We start from the raw sequence: 17,198 nt of genomic DNA, 5'->3' as shown, positions 1-17,198 counted from the left end.
TCTGCTCCCGTGTCCCACAAGCGCGGCGCCCGATGTGGTGGCGCACCACATGTCGACGGACCGTTCACGCTTCTACGGTCCCTCCCCATGACCCAGACCAGAGCCGCACGTCACACCACCGTCCTCGCGACCCTCCTGGTCGCCCTGATCGCCGCCTTCCTCACCCCGGGCAGAGCATCCGCCGCCTCCCTCCAGGAAGTCACCGGCTTCGGCTCCAACCCCGGCGCCCTGCGCATGTTCCGCTACGTGCCCGACGGGCTGCCCGCCGGGCGGCCCGTCGTCGTGGCGCTGCACGGCTGCACACAGGACGCCTCCGGCTACGGCACCGGCAGCGGCTGGCTCCAGCTCGCCGACCGGTGGGGGTTCTCCGTCGTGCTGCCGCAGCAGCAGAGCGGCAACAACGCCTCGAACTGCTTCGACTGGTTCCAGAGCGGGGACATCGAGCGGGGGCAGGGCGAGGCCGCGAGCGTCGCGCAGATGGTGGACCGCCAGCTCGCCGACGTCGGCGGGAACGCCTCGCGGGTGTATGTCACCGGGCTGTCGGCCGGCGGTGGCATGACCGCTGTGATGATGGCGGACTACCCGGAGAAGTTCGCCGCGGGCGGGATCGTCGCCGGGCTGCCGTACGGATGCGCGCAGGCCGCCGGATCGCCGTATGTGTGCATGTACGTCGGTGCCACGCAGACGGCGAAGCAGTGGGGGGACCGGGTGCGCGCCGCCCGGCCGGGCTACACCGGCCCCTGGCCCACACTCACCGTCTTCCAGGGAACGGCCGACTACACCGTCAAGCCCGTCAACATGACCGACCTGATGAAGCAGTGGACCGATGTGCACGGGGCCGACCAGACCGCGGACGCCGGCGACACCGTCGCCGGCTATCCCCACCAGGTCTTCCGGGACCCGGCAGGGAACACCGCAGTCGAGACGTACAGCATCACCGGGATGGGACACGGGCAGCCCGTCGACCCCGGCAGCGGCACCGCGCAGTGCGGTGCCGCCGGGGCCTACCTCCTCGATGTCAACCTGTGCGCCGCCTACCGGCTCGGGCTCGCCTGGGGCCTCAGCGCAGGGTGAACGTCGACAGACGTACGCCCTTGCTCAGCACCAGGTAGACGTCCGTACGGCCCTTCGTCGCGCCCGACAGCTTCGCGGTCACCGTCGTGTAGTCGTACGGCGACGACGTGCCCGCGAAGCGCGCGGTGCCGACGAGGGTGCCGGTCGGTGAGCCGAGCCGCACCTCGACCGTGCCGGACGACGTTCCGGCGACCCGTGCGCCGAACTCGCCCGTGTCCGGGACCGGTCGGGTGTCCGCGAACTTCAGCCACGCGCCGTCGGAGGCCGCCGACACCGCCGTACCGCTCGCCTTGGACTCGTCGACGAGAGCGATGCCTGCGGAGTAGTCGTCGAAGTTCTCCGCGCGGGTCGTCCGCGAGAGGTCGCGGGGCGGGATGGTCTCGCCCTTCACCTGCCAGGCGGCCCGGGCACGGATGTCGGAGGACGACGAGCCCACCAGGACGTCATAAGTGCCGCTCTCCACCACCCACTTGGAGCGGGTGACGTCCCAGTGCGCCAGGTCCGACGGCCGTACCTGCAGCCGGACCGTCCTCGTCTCACCGGGCTTCAGGGACACCCGCTGGAAGGACTTGAGCTGCTTGAGCGGCTGTTTGTCGCGGGAGACGCGCTGATGGGTGTAGAGCTGGACGACCTCCGCGCCCGCCCGGCTGCCGGTGTTGGTGACCCGCACCTCGTAGCCGTCGCCCACCCGCCGCAGACCGGAGTACGCGAACGTCGTGTACGACAGGCCGTAGCCGAAGGGATAGAGCGCCTGCCCCCTGAAGTACTGGTAGGTGCGGTCCGACTTGATGATGTCGTAGTCGAGGATCGACGGGAGGTCGGCGTCGGACCGGTACCAGGTCTGGGTGAGGCGGCCCGACGGGTCGGCGTCGCCGTAGAGGAGGTCGGCGAGGGCGTTGCCGGTCTCCTGGCCCGCGTGGGTGGTCCACAGCAGTGCGGGGACCTCCTTCTGCAAGGAGCCCAGCGTGGTCGGATAGCTGTTCTCGACGATCACCACCGTGTGCGGGTTGGCCGCGCGCACGGCCTTGACCAGGGTCTCCTGTGTCGGCGCCAGGGCCAGGTCCGTGCGGTCGTGGGCCTCGCGGCCGTTGATGGAGGGGTCGGAGCCGACCACCACGACGGCCTGGTCCTTGCCCTTGACCGCTGCGACCGCCTCCTCGACACCGCTGCGGACCACGTCCTTGGTGTAGTGGGCGGCCTGGTCCTTGGCGACCAGACCGAGGGTGCCGTCCGTGCCCGTCGGGCCCAGGTAGACCGGGTTCGACCACCAGGACTCGGCGGTCTCGTAGCCGGCGTAGCGGAGCAGGTACGTGCCGTCGTCCTGGCGTTCCAGCTTGAACTGCTGCTGTACGTACCAGCCGTTCGGCTGCTTCTGGTCGTTGACGAAGTTCGACCAGTTGTAGCCGACGTACCTGCCGTTCGCCGCGGAGCGCAGGGTCACGATGCCGGAGCCCCAGTCGAAGACGTCGAACTGGGCTCCCGTACCGGAATCCGCCGTCTCCTTCAGGGGCGCGCCCGCCTCGCCCGTCCCCGCCGTCACGTACTTGCCGGTCGCGGTGTCCTTCAAGGCGATGCGGTCCACGCCCTCGCTGCTCGCGACCGGGGCGCCCAGCTTGGACTCGATGCCGTCCTTCGGGGTGACGGCGTAGGGGAGGGTGCCTGAGTACCAGTCGGTGTAGAGGGTGTCGGCGAGCGGGCCGACGACGGCGGCACTGCCCGTCTTCTTCAGCGGCAGCGCGCCGTCGTTCTTCAGCAGGACCACCGACTCGGTGGCCGCCTTGCGGGCCAGGGCGCGGTGGGCGGGGCTGTCGATGACGGACGCGTCGATGGAGCCGTACTTGCCGCCGCCGGGGTCGAACTCGCCGAGGCGCACGCGGATGCTCAGCACGTCTCCCGCGGCCTTGTCGACGTCCGACTCCTTCAACAGGCCTGTGGACAGCGCCGACTTGATCGCCGTGGTCGTCGGGCCGGAGTCCGTGTCGTTGTCGGTGAAGCTGTCGATACCCGCCTTCAGCGCCGCCGCGTCGGCCTCGGTCAGGGTGCCGTAGTACTTCTGGCTGCCGACCAGGTTGCCGGGCGCGTAGGCGTCCGTGACGTTGAGCAGCCGCTCGGAGGTCCAGGTGCGGACGGTGTCGTCGAGAGCCGGATTCACCGTGTTCGGACGGCCGTTGACCAGGTTGTACGAGGACATCACGCCCGTCGCCGCGTCCGCCTCGACCGCGGGCTTGAAGGCCTGCACGTCGTACTCCTTCAGCACGCGCGGCCGCAGTTCGGAGCTTGTGGTGTCGCGGTGCTCCTCGTTGTTGTTGGCGAGGAAGTGCTTGATCGTCGGGGCCGTCTTGAGATGGTCCGGGTCGCCTCCCGTCAGGCCCGTGCCGTACGCCGTGGAGATCGCGCCGGTCAGATACGGGTCCTCGGAGTAGCCCTCCTCGTTGCGGCCCCAGCGCGGGTCGCGCAGCAGGTTGACCACGGGCGCCCACAGGTTCAGGCCCCAGCCCGCGGGGCGGGTCTGCTGGAAGCCGCGTGCCTCGTCGCCGACCGCCGAGCCGACCTGGCGGAGCAGGGCCGGGTCCCAGGTCGAGGCAAGGCCGACGGCCTGCGGAAACACGGTCGTCTTGCCGAGCCAGGCCACGCCGTGCAGGGCTTCGGTGCCGGTGCGGAAGGACTGGATGCCGAGGCGGGGGATGGCGGGCTCGTACTGGTGGAGGAGCGAGATCTTCTCGTCGAGGGTGAGGCGGGAGAGGAGATCGGAGACGCGGGCCTCCACCGGGAGGCTCGGGTCGCGGAAGGGGTAGGCGGGGTCGTCGGCGTGGGCGGGGACGGTGGCGCCCAGACCCGCGATCAGGGTCAGGGCCGCCAGCAGCGTGGTTCTTTGTCTTTTGCGCTTGCCCTTCATGTCACGGCTCCTTCAAGTAGGGCCTTGCACAGGTGAGTTGGTCAGGCATTGCGTGGCATGGTGCTCGCCCGCTGCGTCAGTCGCGGCGGCAGCAGCGTGGCCTCGGGTACGGCGCCGCCGCCCAGCTTCTTCATCAGGAGCTCCACCGCTCGCTCGCCCACCTCGGCGGAGGGCAGGGCGACCGAGGTGACGGGGACGCGGACGGATTCGGCGAGTTCGTCGGGGCAGATGGCGGTGACGGAGAGGTCGCCGGGGACCCGCAGACCGAGCTGCTCGAAGGCCTCGATGAGCGGTTCGAGGATCGGCTCGTTGTGGACGACCACCCCGGTCAACGCCGGTTGTTCGCGCAGGAGTTGTTCGGCTACCAGACGGGCGGCCGCGGGCGAGGCCTCGCAGGGGTGCACGGAGGAGGACAGCCCGCTGCGGTCGGCGGCGGCCGTGAAGCCCTGCACCACGCGCTGGGCGAACGCGGTCTGCCGCACGTACACCTCGGGCGGCGACCCGACCAGCGCCACCACCCGGTGCCCGAGCCGCGCCAGATGCTCCACGCACGCCTCACCGGCCGCCTTGAAGTCGAGGTCGATGCAGGTCAGACCCTCGGAGTCGGCAGGGAAGCCGATCAGTACGGACGGCCGTTCCAGCGAGCGCAGCAACGGCAGCCGCGGCTCACGCAGTTGGACGTCCATCACGATCAGCGCGTCCACCAGCGCCGTGTCCGCCACCCGCCTGAGCCCCTCCTCGCCCTCCTCCTGCGTCAGCAGCAGCACGTCGTGGTCGTGCTTGCGGGCCGTCGTCACCACCGACACCGCGAACTGCATCACCACCGGGACGTGGATGCCCGCCCGTAACGGGATCACGAGTGCCAGGACGTTCGACCTGCTGCTGGCCAGGGCGCGGGCGCCCGCGTGCGGCCGGTAGCCCAGCTCGCGGGCGGCCGCCTCGACCCGCTGCCGGGTCTCCTCGGAGATCGGGCGCTTGCCGCTGAGCGCGTAGGACACGGTGCTCGGGGAGACCCCGGCGTGCCGTGCCACATCGGTGATCTTCACCATCAGCCCAGCTCCAGGGAGAGGAAGCCGGTACCCGCCTGTGCCCGCGCCGTCCGCTCCCCGGCGGCGAGGCTCCACTCCGCCACCGGCTCACCGCACGAGGCCCGCAGCGTGTCCCCTTCGCGTACGACGGTGAAGGTCACGTCCCCCACCTGCACCGTCACCTGCGCGCCCCGCTCCAGGCCGTAGGCCCGCAGGGTGACCCCGTCGGCATGGTCGTAGTCGGGGCGGTCGGCCACGGCGCCCACCGGGATCACCGTGCCCGGCCGTACCAGCAGGGGCACGCTCAGGAAGCCGTGCCGTTCGCGCACCCAGCGCGGCCCGGTCACCGTCCGCCCGCTCAGGAAGTGCGTCCAGGTGCCCTCGGGCACGTAATAGGACACGTCTCCCTCGTCGTCGAAGACCGGCGCGACCAGCAGATCCGGCCCCAGCATGTACTGCCGCTCCAGATGCGCGCACCCCGGATCGTCCGGGAACTCCAGCACCATCGCCCGCATCATGGGCACGCCCTCGGTGTGGGCGGTGCGCGCGGCCTCGTACAGATACGGCATGAGCCGGAGCTTCAGCCGGGTGAACTGCCGCAGCACGTCCACCGACTCCTCGTCGAACAGCCAGGGCACGCGGTAGGAGGAGCTGCCGTGCAGCCGGCTGTGGGACGACAGCAGTCCGAAGGCCAGCCACCGCTTGAACAGGGCCGGGGTCGGGGTCCCCTCGAAGCCGCCGATGTCATGGCTCCAGTAGCCGAAGCCGGACAGGCCGAGCGAGAGCCCGCCGCGCAGTGACTCGGCCATCGACTCGTAGGTCGCCTCGCAGTCGCCGCCCCAGTGCACCGGGAACTTCTGGCTGCCGGTCGTCGCCGAGCGGGCGAAGAGCACGGCCTCGCCCTCGCCGCGGTGCTTGCGCAGCACGTCGAAGACGGTGCGGTTGTAGAGGTACGTGTAGTAGTTGTGCATCCGCTCCGGGTCGGAGCCGTCGGACCACTCCACGTCGACGGGTACCCGCTCGCCGAAGTCGGTCTTGAAGCAGTCCACGCCCTGCGCGAGCAGTGCCTCCAGCTTCGAGGCGTACCAGTCGCGGGCGGCCGGGCTGGTGAAGTCGACCAGTGCCATGCCCGGCTGCCACATGTCCCACTGCCAGACGCTCCCGTCGGGCCGCTTCAGCAGATGGCCGAGCGCCTTGCCCTCAGCGAAGAGAGGGGAGCGCTGGGCGATGTACGGGTTGATCCAGACGCAGACGCGCAGGCCGCGCGCCTTCAGCCGGGCCAGCATGCCCTCCGGGTCGGGGAAGACCCGCGGGTCCCACTGGAAGTCGCACCACTGGAACTCCCGCATCCAGAAGCAGTCGAAGTGGAAGACGGAGAGCGGGAGTTCACGTTCCCGCATGCCCTCGATGAAGGACGTCACCGTCTCCTCGTCGTACGAGGTCGTGAAGGACGTCGACAGCCACAGGCCGAACGACCAGGCGGGCGGCAGGGCCGGCCGGCCGGTGAGGGCCGTGTACTTGCGGAGGATCTCCTTGGGGCCGGGGCCGTAGATGACGTAGTACGTCAGCTCCTGGGTCTCCGCGCTGAACTGGACCCGGGACACCGCCTCCGAACCGACCTCGAAGGACACCTTGCCCGGGTGGTCGACGAAGACGCCGTAGCCCGCGTCCGTCAGATAGAACGGGACGTTCTTGTAGGCCTGCTCGGTGGCGGTGCCGCCGTCGGCGTTCCAGATGTCGACGACCTGGCCGTTCTTGACCAGTGGGCCGAAGCGCTCGCCGAGGCCGTACACGGACGTACCGACTGCAAGGCCCAGCTGTTCCCGCAGGTAGTGCGCCCCCTCCGCGTTCCGCATGATGCCCATGCCCTTGGGGCCGCTGGAGGTGAGGGTGCGGCCGTCGGCGAGGAAGTCGACGTGCCAGGAGCCGGTACGGGCCACTCGGACCGACAGGGCGCCGGAGGTGAGGGTCGCGTGCTCGTCGTCGTAGCCGACCTGTGGGGCGAACTCTTCCTCCGCGAGGTCGAATTCGGGGCCCCGCGGTTGCTCGCCCTCGAAGTGGGTGAAGGTGAGGCCGATGACGTCGGGCATCGGGGTGTGTGCGCTGATCGTCACGACCGGTCCCTTCAGCAGGTCGCCGCGGTGGCGGATGGGCTGGGTCGGCGCATGGATCTCCAGCGAGCCGCCCGTGGCCGTGACGTCGAGAACCTCGACGGGGTGGGCCGCGGTGACTCCCTCGCGCAGCAGCCAGTAACCATCGGTGAACTTCACGTGGGGGGTCCTTACTTGACGGCACCGACGGCGATGCCGCGGGTGAGGGTCCGCTGGAAGACGAGGAAGAACACGATCGCCGGGAGCACGCCGAGCAGGGCCGCCGCATTGGTCATCGTGGCGTCCATCAGGCGCTGGCCCTGGAGGACGCCGAGGGCCACCGACACCGTCTGGTTGTCGTTGGAGATCAGCATCACCAGGGGGAGCAGGAACTCGTTCCAGGTCCAGATGAAGAAGAAGACCAGGAGCACGCCGATGGTCGGCCGGCTGACCGGGACGACGATCCGCCACAGCACCTGCCACTTGTTCGCACCGTCGATGCGGGCCGCCTCGATGATCTCGCGGGGGAACTGGCCCAGCACCGACGAGAGCAGATACGTGCCGAAGGCCGCCTGGATCACCGTGAAGACGATGATCACGCTCAGCCTGGTGTCGTACAGGCCGGCTTGCTTGGCCAGGTAGTAGATCGGGTAGACCAGCGCCTCCTGCGGCAGCACGTTGGCGAGCACGAAGAAGGCCAGGACCCAGGTGCGGCCCTTGATCCGGCCGATGCCGATCGCATACGCGTTGAGGACGGAGAGGATCACCGCGAGCACGGCCACCGAGCCGCTGATCAGCACCGAGTTGACCAGCTTCCGGCCGAAGTCGACGCGTTGCCAGAAGCTCTTCAGGCCGTCCAGATACAGGCCCTCGGGCAGGCTGAGCGGGCCGTGCTGGGAGTACTCGGCCGGCGACTTGAACGCGTTGACCGCGACGATCAGGAACGGCACCACCATGAACAGGGCGGCGATGCACAGGGCGATCAGCACCGGGTAGCGGCGCAGGGCGGTCGTCATGTGCGGTCCCCTTCCTCGTCGCGGGTCTGGAGCTTCAGGAGGACCAGGGACAGCGCGAGGATGATCACCGTCAGGATCGTGGAGATCGCCGCGCCGTAGCCGACCTGGGTCTTCTCGAAGAAGGTGGAGAAGGAGAAGTAGGACGGGACGTCGGTCGCGCCGCCCGGGCCGCCCTTGGTCAGCACGTAGACCGCCCCGAACACCTTGAGCGCGGCGATCGTGCACCAGGTCAGGACGACGTAGATCTCCGGGCGGATCTGCGGCAGCGTGATGTGCCAGAAGCGGCGCCACCAGCCCGCGCCGTCCAGCTCGGCCGCCTCGTACAGCTGCGGGTCGACGCGTTGCAGGCCCGCCATGAACACCACCAGCGGGAAGCCGATCTGCACCCAGACCATCACTCCCATCACGCTGTACAGCGCGATGTCGGGGTCACCGAGCCAGTCCTGCTGCCAGCTGCCGAGTCCGACCGCCTTCAGCAGTTCGTTCAGGGAGCCGTTGTCGGGGGCGAGGATCCAGCTCCAGACGATCCCGGCGACCGCGATCGGCAGCACCTGCGGGAGGTAGAAGCAGGCGCGCAGCACCGCGGCCCACCTGGATCCGAAGTGCTTGCCGATGTAGTCGAACAGGGCGGCCGCCAGGACGAGACCGATCATCGTCGGTACGACCGCCATGGCGACGACCATGAACAGGCTGTGCCGGAACGACGCCCAGAACTCCGCGTCGTCCATCAGCTCGCGGTAGTTGGCGAGCCCGGTCCACTTGGGGCTGCCGATGCCCTGCCACTCCGTGAAGCTGACGCCCGTGTTCATCAGGAACGGGACGACGATGATCGCCGTGAAGGCCAGGATGCCGGGGAGCAGGAACAGGGCGTACGAGTCGCGGGTACGGGGGCGGCGCGGGCCGGCGTCCGGGTGCTTGTCGACGGCCCGCGCACCCCGTTCGACGGTCACCGTCATTTCGTCGGCGCGCCCTTGTCGTAGGCCTGCTGAAGTGCGCTGAGGTAGGCGGCCGGTTTCTCGCTGCCCGTCATCAGCTTCTGCGTCTCGGAGACGAGGACGTCGTAGAAGCCGTTCACCGGCCAGTCCGGGTAGAAGGCCAGGCCGTCACGCCCGCTGAGGGTGTTGAAGTTGGCGATGAGCTGCTTGGACTTCGGGTCCGTGATGGCGGAGGTGTCGGCCGCGACCGGGATGCCGCCCTTGTTGCCGAGCAGGTTCTGGATCTTCTTCGACATGGTGATGTCGATGAAGTCGTAGGCCAGGTCCTTGTTCTTGGCGTTCTTGGGGACCACCCAGATGTTCCCGCCCGAGCCGAGGGTCAGGTTCGAGCCGGGCCACAGGGTGGTGTCCCAGTCGAACTTGGCCTCCTGCTGGAAGCGGCCGTACCACCAGCTGCCGGAGAACAGGATCGGTGCCTTGCCCTGGATCCAGGAGACGCCCGCGTCCTCGGCCTTGGTGCTGGTGGACTTCTTGCTGATGTAGCCCTTCTTCACCCAGTCGGCGAAGGTGTTCGCCGCGTACGTCCAGGCCGTGTCGTGGAAGTCGGTCTTGCCCTTGTACAGCTCGTACTTGTCGACCCAGGAGCGGTCGGCCTTGGAGAGGGCCAGCTGGTAGAGGTACTGCTGGGCCATGTACTCGGCGCCCGCGTTGGCGAGCGGGGTGACGCCCTTGGCGACGAACTTGTCCATGGCGGCCGTCAGTTCGTCGAACGTCTTCGGCTCGCTGATCCCGTACTTCTTGAAGAGATCCTTGTTGTAGAAGACCATCGTGTACTCGGCGTAGTTGGGGACGCCGTACCAGTTGCCGGAGCCCATGACGCCGTTGGTGTCGTACCTGCTGGTCGTGCGGACGCCCGCGCTGAGCTTCTTGTCCCAGCCGAGCTTGGTGGCCTCGGCCGTCAGATCGGTCAGCAGGCCCTGTTTCGCGAGAGCGCCCGCGGTCGCGTTGCCCTTGTTGTACTCCATGATGTCGGGCACGTCGGAGGAGTTAAGGATCATGGGCGCCGTCTTCTGGATCTGTTCGAAGCCCTTCTCCTCGAACTTCACCTTGACGCCCGGGTGTTTCGCCTCGAACTCCTTGATCGCCTCGTTCCAGGCCACGCCCATCGCGCTGTCGGGACCCTCGTAGTGCCAGAGCTTGAGCGTCTTGGCGTCGGAGGACCCGCTGTCCGAGCCGCCGCATGCCGTGACCAGCAGCGATCCGCCGAGGAGCGCGGCCGTGACCGTCATCACACGCCTTCGTGCCGTCAACATCCCGTGCCTCCTGGAGAGCCGGATGGGTAGTCGGGGCGTCACGCGGCGGTCGGATCCGGTCGTCGAATCGATTCGATGCGTGACGTCGAAGCGCTTCGACGGGCGAAGGTATGTGCGGGCCGTGGTCGCGTCAATGGATCGGACGGGAATTGCTGTCCGGGGCCATGAGGATCTGGTGGGCGAGTGCGATCAACAGCGCCGCGGCGGCCGCTGTCACCGGCACCCCGAACCCGGCCGTCGGGGCCACGTGGTCCACCAGCCGGCCACCGGTCGCGGAGCCGCAGGCGATCCCGCCGAGCAGGCCGGTCACCGCGAGGGTCATGCCCTCGTTGAGGCTGCCCTCGGGGGTGCGCCGCTGCACCAGCGTCATCGTCGTGACCATGGTCGGAGCGGTCGCCATGCCCGCGACCAGCAGTGCGCCCGCCAGCAGCAGGAGCGAGCCGGTGAGGGCGGCGGCGAGGAGGGGGAGGGTCAACAGGGTGGTCATCGCGGCGATGCACCACGGCAGTCGGGCATCGGCGGGACCGCTCGGCTCGAGGGCTCCGTACAGCAGACCCGCCCCGCACGAACCGGCCGCCTGCAACGCGAGCACGAGGCCCGCAGCCGAACGGTGTCCCTGTGCGTCCGCGAACGCGATCGTGACGACCTCCATGGAGCCGAACACCGCGCCCATGGCGAGACAGACGGCGAGCAGCGGGGGCATTCCGGGCGCACGGAACGGGGACCTGGCGCGGGCCTGGCGCCGTACCGGCGGCTCGGTCGAGCGCTGCGCGGCGAACACCAGCATGCCGGCGAGCAGCAGCACCGCCCCCACCAGCGTGCCCGCCTCCGGGAAGAAGGTCCCGCACAGGAAGGCCGCGAGCACCGGGCCCAGCATGAAGCAGAGCTCGTCGGCGGCCTGTTCGAAGGAGTTCGCGGTGTGCAGCGCGCCGTCGTCGCCCTTCAGCAGATGGGCCCAGCGGGCGCGGGACATGCCGCCGATGTTCGGGGTCGTCGCGGTGGCGGCGTAGGAGGCGAACAGAGTCCAGGCGGGGGCGCCGAAGTGCACACAGAGCAGGAGGGCGAGGGAGCCGAGGGCCGCGATCACCGTGGCGGGTACGGCGATCCGGGCCTGTCCGTAACGGTCGACGAGCCGCGCGGTCCACGGCGCCACCACGGCCGTCGCCGCGAGGCCGGTCGCGGTGACGGCGCCGGCGAGGGCGTACGAGCCGCGCGCGCCGGAGACCATCACGACCGCGCTCACGCTGAACATGCCCATCGGGAGCCGCGCCAGCAGATTCCCGAAGGTGAAGGCGCGGGCGCCCCGGGTGGCGAGGAGTCGGCGGTAGGGACCGGGCGGACGGTCGCGGGTGCGGGGGCCGAAGTCGACGGCGACGAGGGTGTCGGCGGTGACGGTGAACAACGGGGCCGTGTGCGGAGTCGGTTGCGGCATGGGCACTACGGTCGCCCGTGGGTGATCAAGGGGTCCAACACCTTCTCCGCACAAATTCACGCATCTGTGGTGTAAGTCCTGTTGTACGTTCGCCGGATGCCCGCGACCAGCCATCTCGACCCCCGCCTTCTGCGTGCCTTCCTCGCCGTCGCCGAGGAACTGCACTTCACACGTGCCGCCGCCCGGCTCTACGTCGCCCAGCAGGCGCTCAGCCGGGATGTGCGGCGCCTGGAGCGGGAGCTCGGGGCCGAGCTGTTCGTGCGCAGCACCCGGCAGGTGACGCTCACGGCCGACGGTGAGCGGCTGGTGCCGTACGCGCGCCGGGCGCTTCAGGCGCAGGACGAGCTGCTGGCCGCCTTCGGGCAGGCCAGGCCGCTGCTGGTCGACCTCAACTACCGGGGCGCGGCCACCGCGCGCCGCGTCCTGCACCGCGCCCGCGAACTCGCCCCCGACCACGAGCTGATGGCCCGTTACGAGAGCGGGCTGACCGGCGCGGCGGAGGAACTGCTCGCCGGGCGGCTCGACGCGTCGTTCGGCCGCTTCGCAGGCCTGGACCCGGTGCTGCGGGCCCGGCTGGAGCACCAGCCGGTGCGCTACGAGCCGATGGCGGTCGTGCTGCCCGAAGACCACCGGCTGGCCGAGCTGGACGCGGTGCCGCTCGCCGCGCTGGCGGGGGAGACGGTGTACGCGGGAGCGGGAAATCCGCGGACACCGGAGTGGACGGATCTCGCCCGTCGGCTGTTCGACGGCCGGGGCATCGAGATCGCGCCGCCCGTTCCGCTGGCCGTGGGGGAGGAGGAGTTCGAGCGGATCATGGCCAAGACGCGCAACCCGATCCTCGCCGTGGTGGAATTTCCGGCCATGCCAGGGAGGGTGCTGCGGCCCTTGACCGATCCTGTGCCGCTGTCGCCGGTGTCACTTGTGTGGCGGAAGGGGCTGGTGCACCCGGCATTCGATGCGCTTCGACGGGCGGCGGCCGAACTGTCGGCGGAGGAGGCGTGGCTTGGGGTGCCCTCCGATGGATGGTTTCCAGGCATCGACGCGGACGTCATGCCCGCCGGGGCCCGGCGGAACCGCTGACCGGACACGAACGGGCGGCGCACTCCGACGCGTTGTCGGTGTACGCCGCACTGGGGTGGGACGGTTGTGCGGGGTGGCCCGCGCTCTCATGACGGTTACTTCGGCTCGCTGTTGAACTTCGATGCCGACCAGAAGTAGCCGAGGACCGCGAGGCCGACGCACCAGGCGATGGCGAGCCAGCCGTTGTGGCCGATCGGGGTGCCGAGGAGGAGTCCGCGCAGGGTCTCGATGGCGGGAGTGAAGGGCTGGTACTCGGCGATCGGCTGGAACCAGCCCGGCATGGTGTGCAGGGGGACGAAGGTGCTGGAGATGAGCGGGAGGAAGATCAGCGGCATCGCGTTGTTGCCGGCGGCCTCGGCGTTCGGGCTGACCAGGCCCATCCCGACCGCGATCCAGGTGAGCGCCAGGGCGAACAGCGTGACCAGCCCGAAGGCGGCGACCCACTCCAGGACGGTGGCGTCGGTGGAGCGGAAGCCGATGGCCACGGCGACCGCGCCGACCAGGACCACGCTCATCAGGCACTGCAGCACGCTGCCGATCACGTGCCCGATGAGCACCGACCCGCGGTGGATGGCCATGGTGCGGAAGCGGGCGATGATGCCCTCGGTCATGTCCGTGGAGACGGACACCGCGGTGCCGATCGTGGTGGAGCCGACGGTCATCAGCAGCAGGCCCGGCACGAGGTAGGCGATGTAGTCGGAGCGGTCGGCGCCGCCGCCGAGGCCGGCGCTCATCGCGTCTCCGAAGATGTAGACGAAGAGCAGCAGCAGCATGACCGGGGTGAGCAGCAGGTTCAGGGTGAGTGACGGGTAGCGGCGGGCGTGCAGCAGATTGCGCCGCAGCATCGTGGAGGAGTCGCGCACGGCGAGGGAGATCCGGGTCGGGCGGGCGGGAGCCAGAGGGGCGCTCATCGCAGGGCCTCCTTGGGGTGGGTGCTGCTGGTCAGGGCGAAGAAGACGTCGTCGAGGTCGGGGGTGTGCACGGTCAGCTCGTCGGCCTCGACGCCGGCCGAGTCCAGCCGGTCGAGGATGGAGCGCAGTTCGCGCTGGCTGCCGTCGCTGGGGATCCGCAGGGCGAGGGCTTCGTCGTCCCGGGCCGCCTCGGCCAGGGCGGAGGCGGCGCTCTGATACGCGGCCGGGTCGGTGAAGCGGAGCCGTACATGGCCGCCGGGGACGATCCGCTTGAGCTGCTCGGCGGTGCCTTCGGCGGCGATCCTGCCGTCGTGGAGGACGGCGATACGGTCGGCGAGCTCGTCGGCCTCGTCCAGGTACTGGGTGGTGAGGAAGACGGTGACGCCGTCGCCTGTGACGAGGTCGCGGATGATCTGCCACATGGTGTGCCGCGAGCGCGGGTCGAGACCGGTGGTCGGCTCGTCGAGGAAGATGATCCGCGGACTGCCGACCAGGGTCATGGCGATGTCGAGGCGGCGCTTCATGCCGCCGGAGTAGGTGGAGGCGGGCTTCTTCGCGGCCTCGGTGAGGTCGAAGCGCTCCAGGAGTTCGGCGGCGACCTGCTGCCCCTCCCGCCTGGGGAGGTGGTGCAGGTCCGCCATCAGGAGCATGTTCTCCTCGCCGGTGATCAGGTTGTCGACGGCGGAGAACTGCCCGGTGACGCCGATCGCGGCGCGCACGGCCTGCGCGTCGGTGGCGAGGCTGTTGCCGCCGACGTACAGGTCGCCGGCGTCGGCGCCGACGAGGGTGGAGAGGATCTTGACGGCGGTGGTCTTGCCGGCGCCGTTCGGGCCGAGCAGGGAGAAGATCGTTCCTTCCGCGACGGCCAGATCGATGCCGTCGAGGACGGTCTTGTCCCCGTAGGACTTGCGCAGCCCGTTCGCTGAGATGGCCAGGTCGGTCATGGGAAGTGCTCCTTCGAAGGCTGGGAGGCCGCGGGCGGTCAGAGGCTGCGGGCGGTGATGTCACCGGAGGAAGTGGTGGCGCGGATGTCGAGTTCGGCGGTGCCGTCGTTCTTGAGCGCGTTGCTGATGCGCCCGTGGCCGGTGCCGGCGTCCAGGACGGCGGAGACACCGGCCGCGGCGCCGACCGAGATGTCGCCGGACTGGGTGCGCAGGGTCACCGTGCCGCGTACGGCCTCGCCGATCCGGATGTCGCCCCGTGCGGTGCTGATCTCGGCGGGGCCGCCCAGCCGGCCGACCTCGACGTCGCCGTCGACCGCGGTGAGGCGGAGGCTCGCGGCCTCGTCGATCTTGATCTGGCGGTAGGCGCCTTCGAAGACGACGTCACCGAGCCGGCCGACGGTCCGCAGCTCGGCGCCGGCCGTCCTCGCCTCGACGTGGGAGCCGGCGGGCAACTGGACGGTGACCTCCACGGATCCCGAGGGGCCGAGGTACTGGTTCTTCGCCGGCTTCGCCTCGACCCGCAGAATCCCGTCCCGGTAGACGGCCTCCAGCTGCTCGGCCGCCTTCACATCGCGGTTCCGGGAGGCGTTGGCGGGCCGGACCTCGACCGTGGTGTCGGTCCGGTCGGCGGCGATGAACTGGATGCGTCCGGCGGGGATGTCGAGGACGGCGGAGACGACGGCGGGGGTGTCGAACTTCTGCATGGTGCTCTCCTTCGTGTACAGCGGGCGCTCTGTCGGCCCGCTGTTTCTGATAGTGGAAAGCTACGTTGCGTTCATGGATCGAGCAACATGCTTGTTGCGTAGAAAGGCAATCAATGCAGGTGAGAGCAGGTAAATCGTTGCAACGGTTCAAAATTTAATGCAACGTCAGCACTCTGATCATTGCAATGGGATGAAGGTGAACGCTAGAGTGGGGGCGCCGAAGCGGGCGTACGAAGGAGAAGACGATGCCGGGAGGCAGGCTCACCCAGCAGGACCGCCAGCAGATCGCGCTCGGGCTGGCCGACGGCCTCGCCTACGCGGAGATCGCCCGACGCCTGGACCGCCCGACCTCGACCATCACGCGCGAGGTGCTGCGCAACGGCGGCCCCACCGCCTACCGCGCCGAGCTCGCCCACCGCGCGACGGCACACCGCGCCCACCGCCGCAAGCAGGCCGCACCCCGGAGCTCGCAGGCATCCCCCCAGCCCTACGGGCGTGACGCCGAGGCGGTGCGCGCGTACGAGGAGACGCTCGCCACCGTGTTCGTGCAGTCGGGCACGCCGCAGATGATGGCCCGGGTACTGGCCGCCGTCTGCCTCAGCGACGCCGGCAGCCTCACCGCCGCCGAACTCGTACAGCGCCTCCAGGTCAGCCCGGCGTCCATCTCCAAAGCGGTCGCGTTCCTCGAGGAACAGGGCATGATCCGACGGGAACGCGACGCACGCCGCCGGGAACGGTACGTCGTCGACTCCGACGTCTGGTACCAGTCGATGATGGCCAGCGTCCGCGGCACCGCCCAGGTCGCCGAGACCGCACGGCAGGGCGTCGCCGTCCTCGGCGCCGGCACCCCGGCCGCCGTCCGCCTGGAGAACATCGCCCGCTTCCTCGACTTCGTCTCGGAGAGCATCGCCAGGGCAGCGGACCAGGCGCGGGACGTGCTGCATACGCGGCCCGAAACGGGTTCGGGCGGCAACGCGGAGCCACGTTCGGATCCCTGACGGACAGGTTCGGATCACTCATTGAGGTGAGGCGACCACGTTTTCCCCTGGGTACGCTGAACCGACAGTCGAGACTCCGTCCCATGGGAGCACCGATGAGCGCCGCATCCGACGACAGGTTGGACGACGAGCCCGCGTACCGCTGGCCCGTCCCGCCCCCCGGGGGCTGGACCGCGGACGACCTCGACCGGATTCCGGGCCTCCCGCCGCACACGGAGTTGATCGACGGGAGTCTCGTCTTCATGAGTCCGCAGACCGCATTCCACGTTCGGTGCATGCGCCTGCTTGAGCACACTCTTCTCGGACAGGCGCCGGATCACCTGGATGTCATGCGGGAGATGACGGTCAAGCTGGATGCGAAGAACCGGCCCGAGCCGGACATCCTGGTCCTCCCCCTGGAGGCGACCACCGGACCCGACCAGACCTGGTACAAGCCCGAGGACGTCATCCTCGCCGTCGAAGTAGTCTCCGCCGACTCCCGGGAGCGCGACCGCGAGGTCAAGCCCCGCAAATACGCGGCCGCCGGCGTTCCGCACTTCTGGCGGGTCGAGCAGGACGACGACAAGGGATACCCCGTCGTGTACGTCTACGAGCTAGACCCCGCCACCAAGTCCTACGGCCTCACCGGCATCTTCCACGACAGGCTCAAGGTCTCCGTGCCCTTCGACATCGAGATCGACCTGACGGCCGTCGACCGCCGCGGTCGATGAAACCTCGCCGCCCGTTCGTGATCCTTCACGGAGACCTCTTCGTAATGCGGAGGTCTTCGTAACGTAC

Annotated in this window: 14 protein-coding genes; 4 read left to right on the top strand and 10 right to left on the bottom strand. The window is 69.5% G+C overall.

Going from position 1 to position 17,198, the window contains the following annotated elements; all coding sequences use genetic code 11:
- The first annotated feature begins 87 nt into the window (after positions 1 to 87).
- A complete protein-coding gene (locus ABT254_RS29095) occupies positions 88 to 1,074 on the top strand; it encodes an extracellular catalytic domain type 1 short-chain-length polyhydroxyalkanoate depolymerase (protein WP_351476166.1) in 987 nt (328 codons plus the stop codon).
- Here the strand turns inward: ABT254_RS29095 and ABT254_RS29090 are convergent.
- The 7 genes from ABT254_RS29090 to ABT254_RS29060 form a co-directional block, all read right to left on the bottom strand.
- A complete protein-coding gene (locus tag ABT254_RS29090; RefSeq protein WP_351476163.1) occupies positions 1,061 to 3,970 on the bottom strand; it encodes a glycoside hydrolase family 3 protein in 2,910 nt (969 codons plus the stop codon). The two genes, ABT254_RS29095 and ABT254_RS29090, sit on opposite strands and share 14 nt — an antisense overlap.
- Positions 3,971 to 4,011: 41 nt before the next feature.
- Positions 4,012 to 5,019: a LacI family DNA-binding transcriptional regulator gene (locus tag ABT254_RS29085; protein WP_351476160.1), complete on the bottom strand. Its 1,008-nt coding sequence runs from the start codon at positions 5,017 to 5,019 to the stop codon at positions 4,012 to 4,014.
- A complete protein-coding gene (yicI, locus tag ABT254_RS29080; RefSeq protein WP_502972061.1) occupies positions 5,019 to 7,268 on the bottom strand; it encodes an alpha-xylosidase in 2,250 nt (749 codons plus the stop codon). Before yicI ends, ABT254_RS29085 begins: the two co-directional genes overlap by 1 nt.
- Positions 7,269 to 7,279: 11 nt before the next feature.
- On the bottom strand, positions 7,280 to 8,104 hold the full coding sequence (locus ABT254_RS29075) for a carbohydrate ABC transporter permease (protein ID WP_351476157.1): 825 nt from the start codon (positions 8,102 to 8,104) through the stop codon (positions 7,280 to 7,282).
- A complete protein-coding gene (locus ABT254_RS29070) occupies positions 8,101 to 9,060 on the bottom strand; it encodes a carbohydrate ABC transporter permease (protein ID WP_351476154.1) in 960 nt (319 codons plus the stop codon). The genes ABT254_RS29075 and ABT254_RS29070 overlap by 4 nt, the downstream gene beginning before the upstream one ends.
- Complete coding sequence (locus ABT254_RS29065) at positions 9,057 to 10,352, bottom strand: ABC transporter substrate-binding protein (protein ID WP_351476151.1); 1,296 nt, start codon at positions 10,350 to 10,352, stop codon at positions 9,057 to 9,059. Before ABT254_RS29065 ends, ABT254_RS29070 begins: the two co-directional genes overlap by 4 nt.
- Before the next feature lie 130 nt (positions 10,353 to 10,482).
- Positions 10,483 to 11,784: an MFS transporter gene (locus tag ABT254_RS29060; protein WP_351476149.1), complete on the bottom strand. Its 1,302-nt coding sequence runs from the start codon at positions 11,782 to 11,784 to the stop codon at positions 10,483 to 10,485.
- A 96-nt stretch (positions 11,785 to 11,880) separates the two neighbouring features.
- Between ABT254_RS29060 and ABT254_RS29055 the strand changes: the two genes are divergently transcribed.
- Positions 11,881 to 12,864 (top strand): LysR family transcriptional regulator, encoded by a 984-nt coding sequence (locus ABT254_RS29055; protein WP_351476146.1) that lies wholly within the window; start codon positions 11,881 to 11,883, stop codon positions 12,862 to 12,864.
- A 95-nt stretch (positions 12,865 to 12,959) separates the two neighbouring features.
- Here the strand turns inward: ABT254_RS29055 and ABT254_RS29050 are convergent, their stop codons facing one another.
- From ABT254_RS29050 to ABT254_RS29040, 3 genes are read right to left on the bottom strand one after another with little or no spacing between them, the layout of a single operon-like run.
- On the bottom strand, positions 12,960 to 13,775 hold the full coding sequence (locus ABT254_RS29050; protein ID WP_351476143.1) for an ABC transporter permease: 816 nt from the start codon (positions 13,773 to 13,775) through the stop codon (positions 12,960 to 12,962).
- On the bottom strand, positions 13,772 to 14,719 hold the full coding sequence (locus tag ABT254_RS29045) for an ATP-binding cassette domain-containing protein (RefSeq protein ID WP_351476140.1): 948 nt from the start codon (positions 14,717 to 14,719) through the stop codon (positions 13,772 to 13,774). Before ABT254_RS29045 ends, ABT254_RS29050 begins: the two co-directional genes overlap by 4 nt.
- A 38-nt stretch (positions 14,720 to 14,757) precedes the next feature.
- On the bottom strand, positions 14,758 to 15,423 hold the full coding sequence (locus ABT254_RS29040; protein ID WP_351476137.1) for a DUF4097 family beta strand repeat-containing protein: 666 nt from the start codon (positions 15,421 to 15,423) through the stop codon (positions 14,758 to 14,760).
- Positions 15,424 to 15,668: 245 nt separating this feature from the next.
- Between ABT254_RS29040 and ABT254_RS29035 the strand changes: the two genes are divergently transcribed.
- Together ABT254_RS29035 and ABT254_RS29030 are read left to right on the top strand one after the other, a co-directional pair.
- On the top strand, positions 15,669 to 16,421 hold the full coding sequence (locus ABT254_RS29035) for a GbsR/MarR family transcriptional regulator (protein ID WP_351476134.1): 753 nt from the start codon (positions 15,669 to 15,671) through the stop codon (positions 16,419 to 16,421).
- 95 nt (positions 16,422 to 16,516) lie between these two features.
- On the top strand, positions 16,517 to 17,131 hold the full coding sequence (locus ABT254_RS29030; RefSeq protein ID WP_351476131.1) for a Uma2 family endonuclease: 615 nt from the start codon (positions 16,517 to 16,519) through the stop codon (positions 17,129 to 17,131).
- Positions 17,132 to 17,198: the final 67 nt, after the last annotated feature.

Origin of the sequence: Streptomyces sp. NPDC001137 (genome assembly GCF_040298885.1) — a bacterium.
Classification (GTDB): Bacteria; Actinomycetota; Actinomycetes; order Streptomycetales; family Streptomycetaceae; genus Streptomyces.
This window is presented reverse-complemented; position numbering and strand designations above follow the sequence as displayed.

Bases quoted from the DNA above. Each gene is read 5' to 3' on its own strand.
- ABT254_RS29095 (WP_351476166.1), top strand. From the start codon at position 88: ATGACCCAGACCAGAGCCGCACGTCACACCACCGTCCTCGCGACCCTC.
- ABT254_RS29090 (WP_351476163.1), bottom strand. From the start codon at position 3,970: ATGAAGGGCAAGCGCAAAAGACAAAGAACCACGCTGCTGGCGGCCCTG.
- ABT254_RS29085 (WP_351476160.1), bottom strand. From the start codon at position 5,019: ATGGTGAAGATCACCGATGTGGCACGGCACGCCGGGGTCTCCCCGAGC.
- ABT254_RS29075 (WP_351476157.1), bottom strand. From the start codon at position 8,104: ATGACGACCGCCCTGCGCCGCTACCCGGTGCTGATCGCCCTGTGCATC.
- ABT254_RS29070 (WP_351476154.1), bottom strand. From the start codon at position 9,060: ATGACGGTGACCGTCGAACGGGGTGCGCGGGCCGTCGACAAGCACCCG.
- ABT254_RS29065 (WP_351476151.1), bottom strand. From the start codon at position 10,352: ATGTTGACGGCACGAAGGCGTGTGATGACGGTCACGGCCGCGCTCCTC.
- ABT254_RS29060 (WP_351476149.1), bottom strand. From the start codon at position 11,784: ATGCCGCAACCGACTCCGCACACGGCCCCGTTGTTCACCGTCACCGCC.
- ABT254_RS29055 (WP_351476146.1), top strand. From the start codon at position 11,881: ATGCCCGCGACCAGCCATCTCGACCCCCGCCTTCTGCGTGCCTTCCTC.
- ABT254_RS29050 (WP_351476143.1), bottom strand. From the start codon at position 13,775: ATGAGCGCCCCTCTGGCTCCCGCCCGCCCGACCCGGATCTCCCTCGCC.
- ABT254_RS29045 (WP_351476140.1), bottom strand. From the start codon at position 14,719: ATGACCGACCTGGCCATCTCAGCGAACGGGCTGCGCAAGTCCTACGGG.
- ABT254_RS29040 (WP_351476137.1), bottom strand. From the start codon at position 15,423: ATGCAGAAGTTCGACACCCCCGCCGTCGTCTCCGCCGTCCTCGACATC.
- ABT254_RS29035 (WP_351476134.1), top strand. From the start codon at position 15,669: ATGCCGGGAGGCAGGCTCACCCAGCAGGACCGCCAGCAGATCGCGCTC.
- ABT254_RS29030 (WP_351476131.1), top strand. From the start codon at position 16,517: ATGAGCGCCGCATCCGACGACAGGTTGGACGACGAGCCCGCGTACCGC.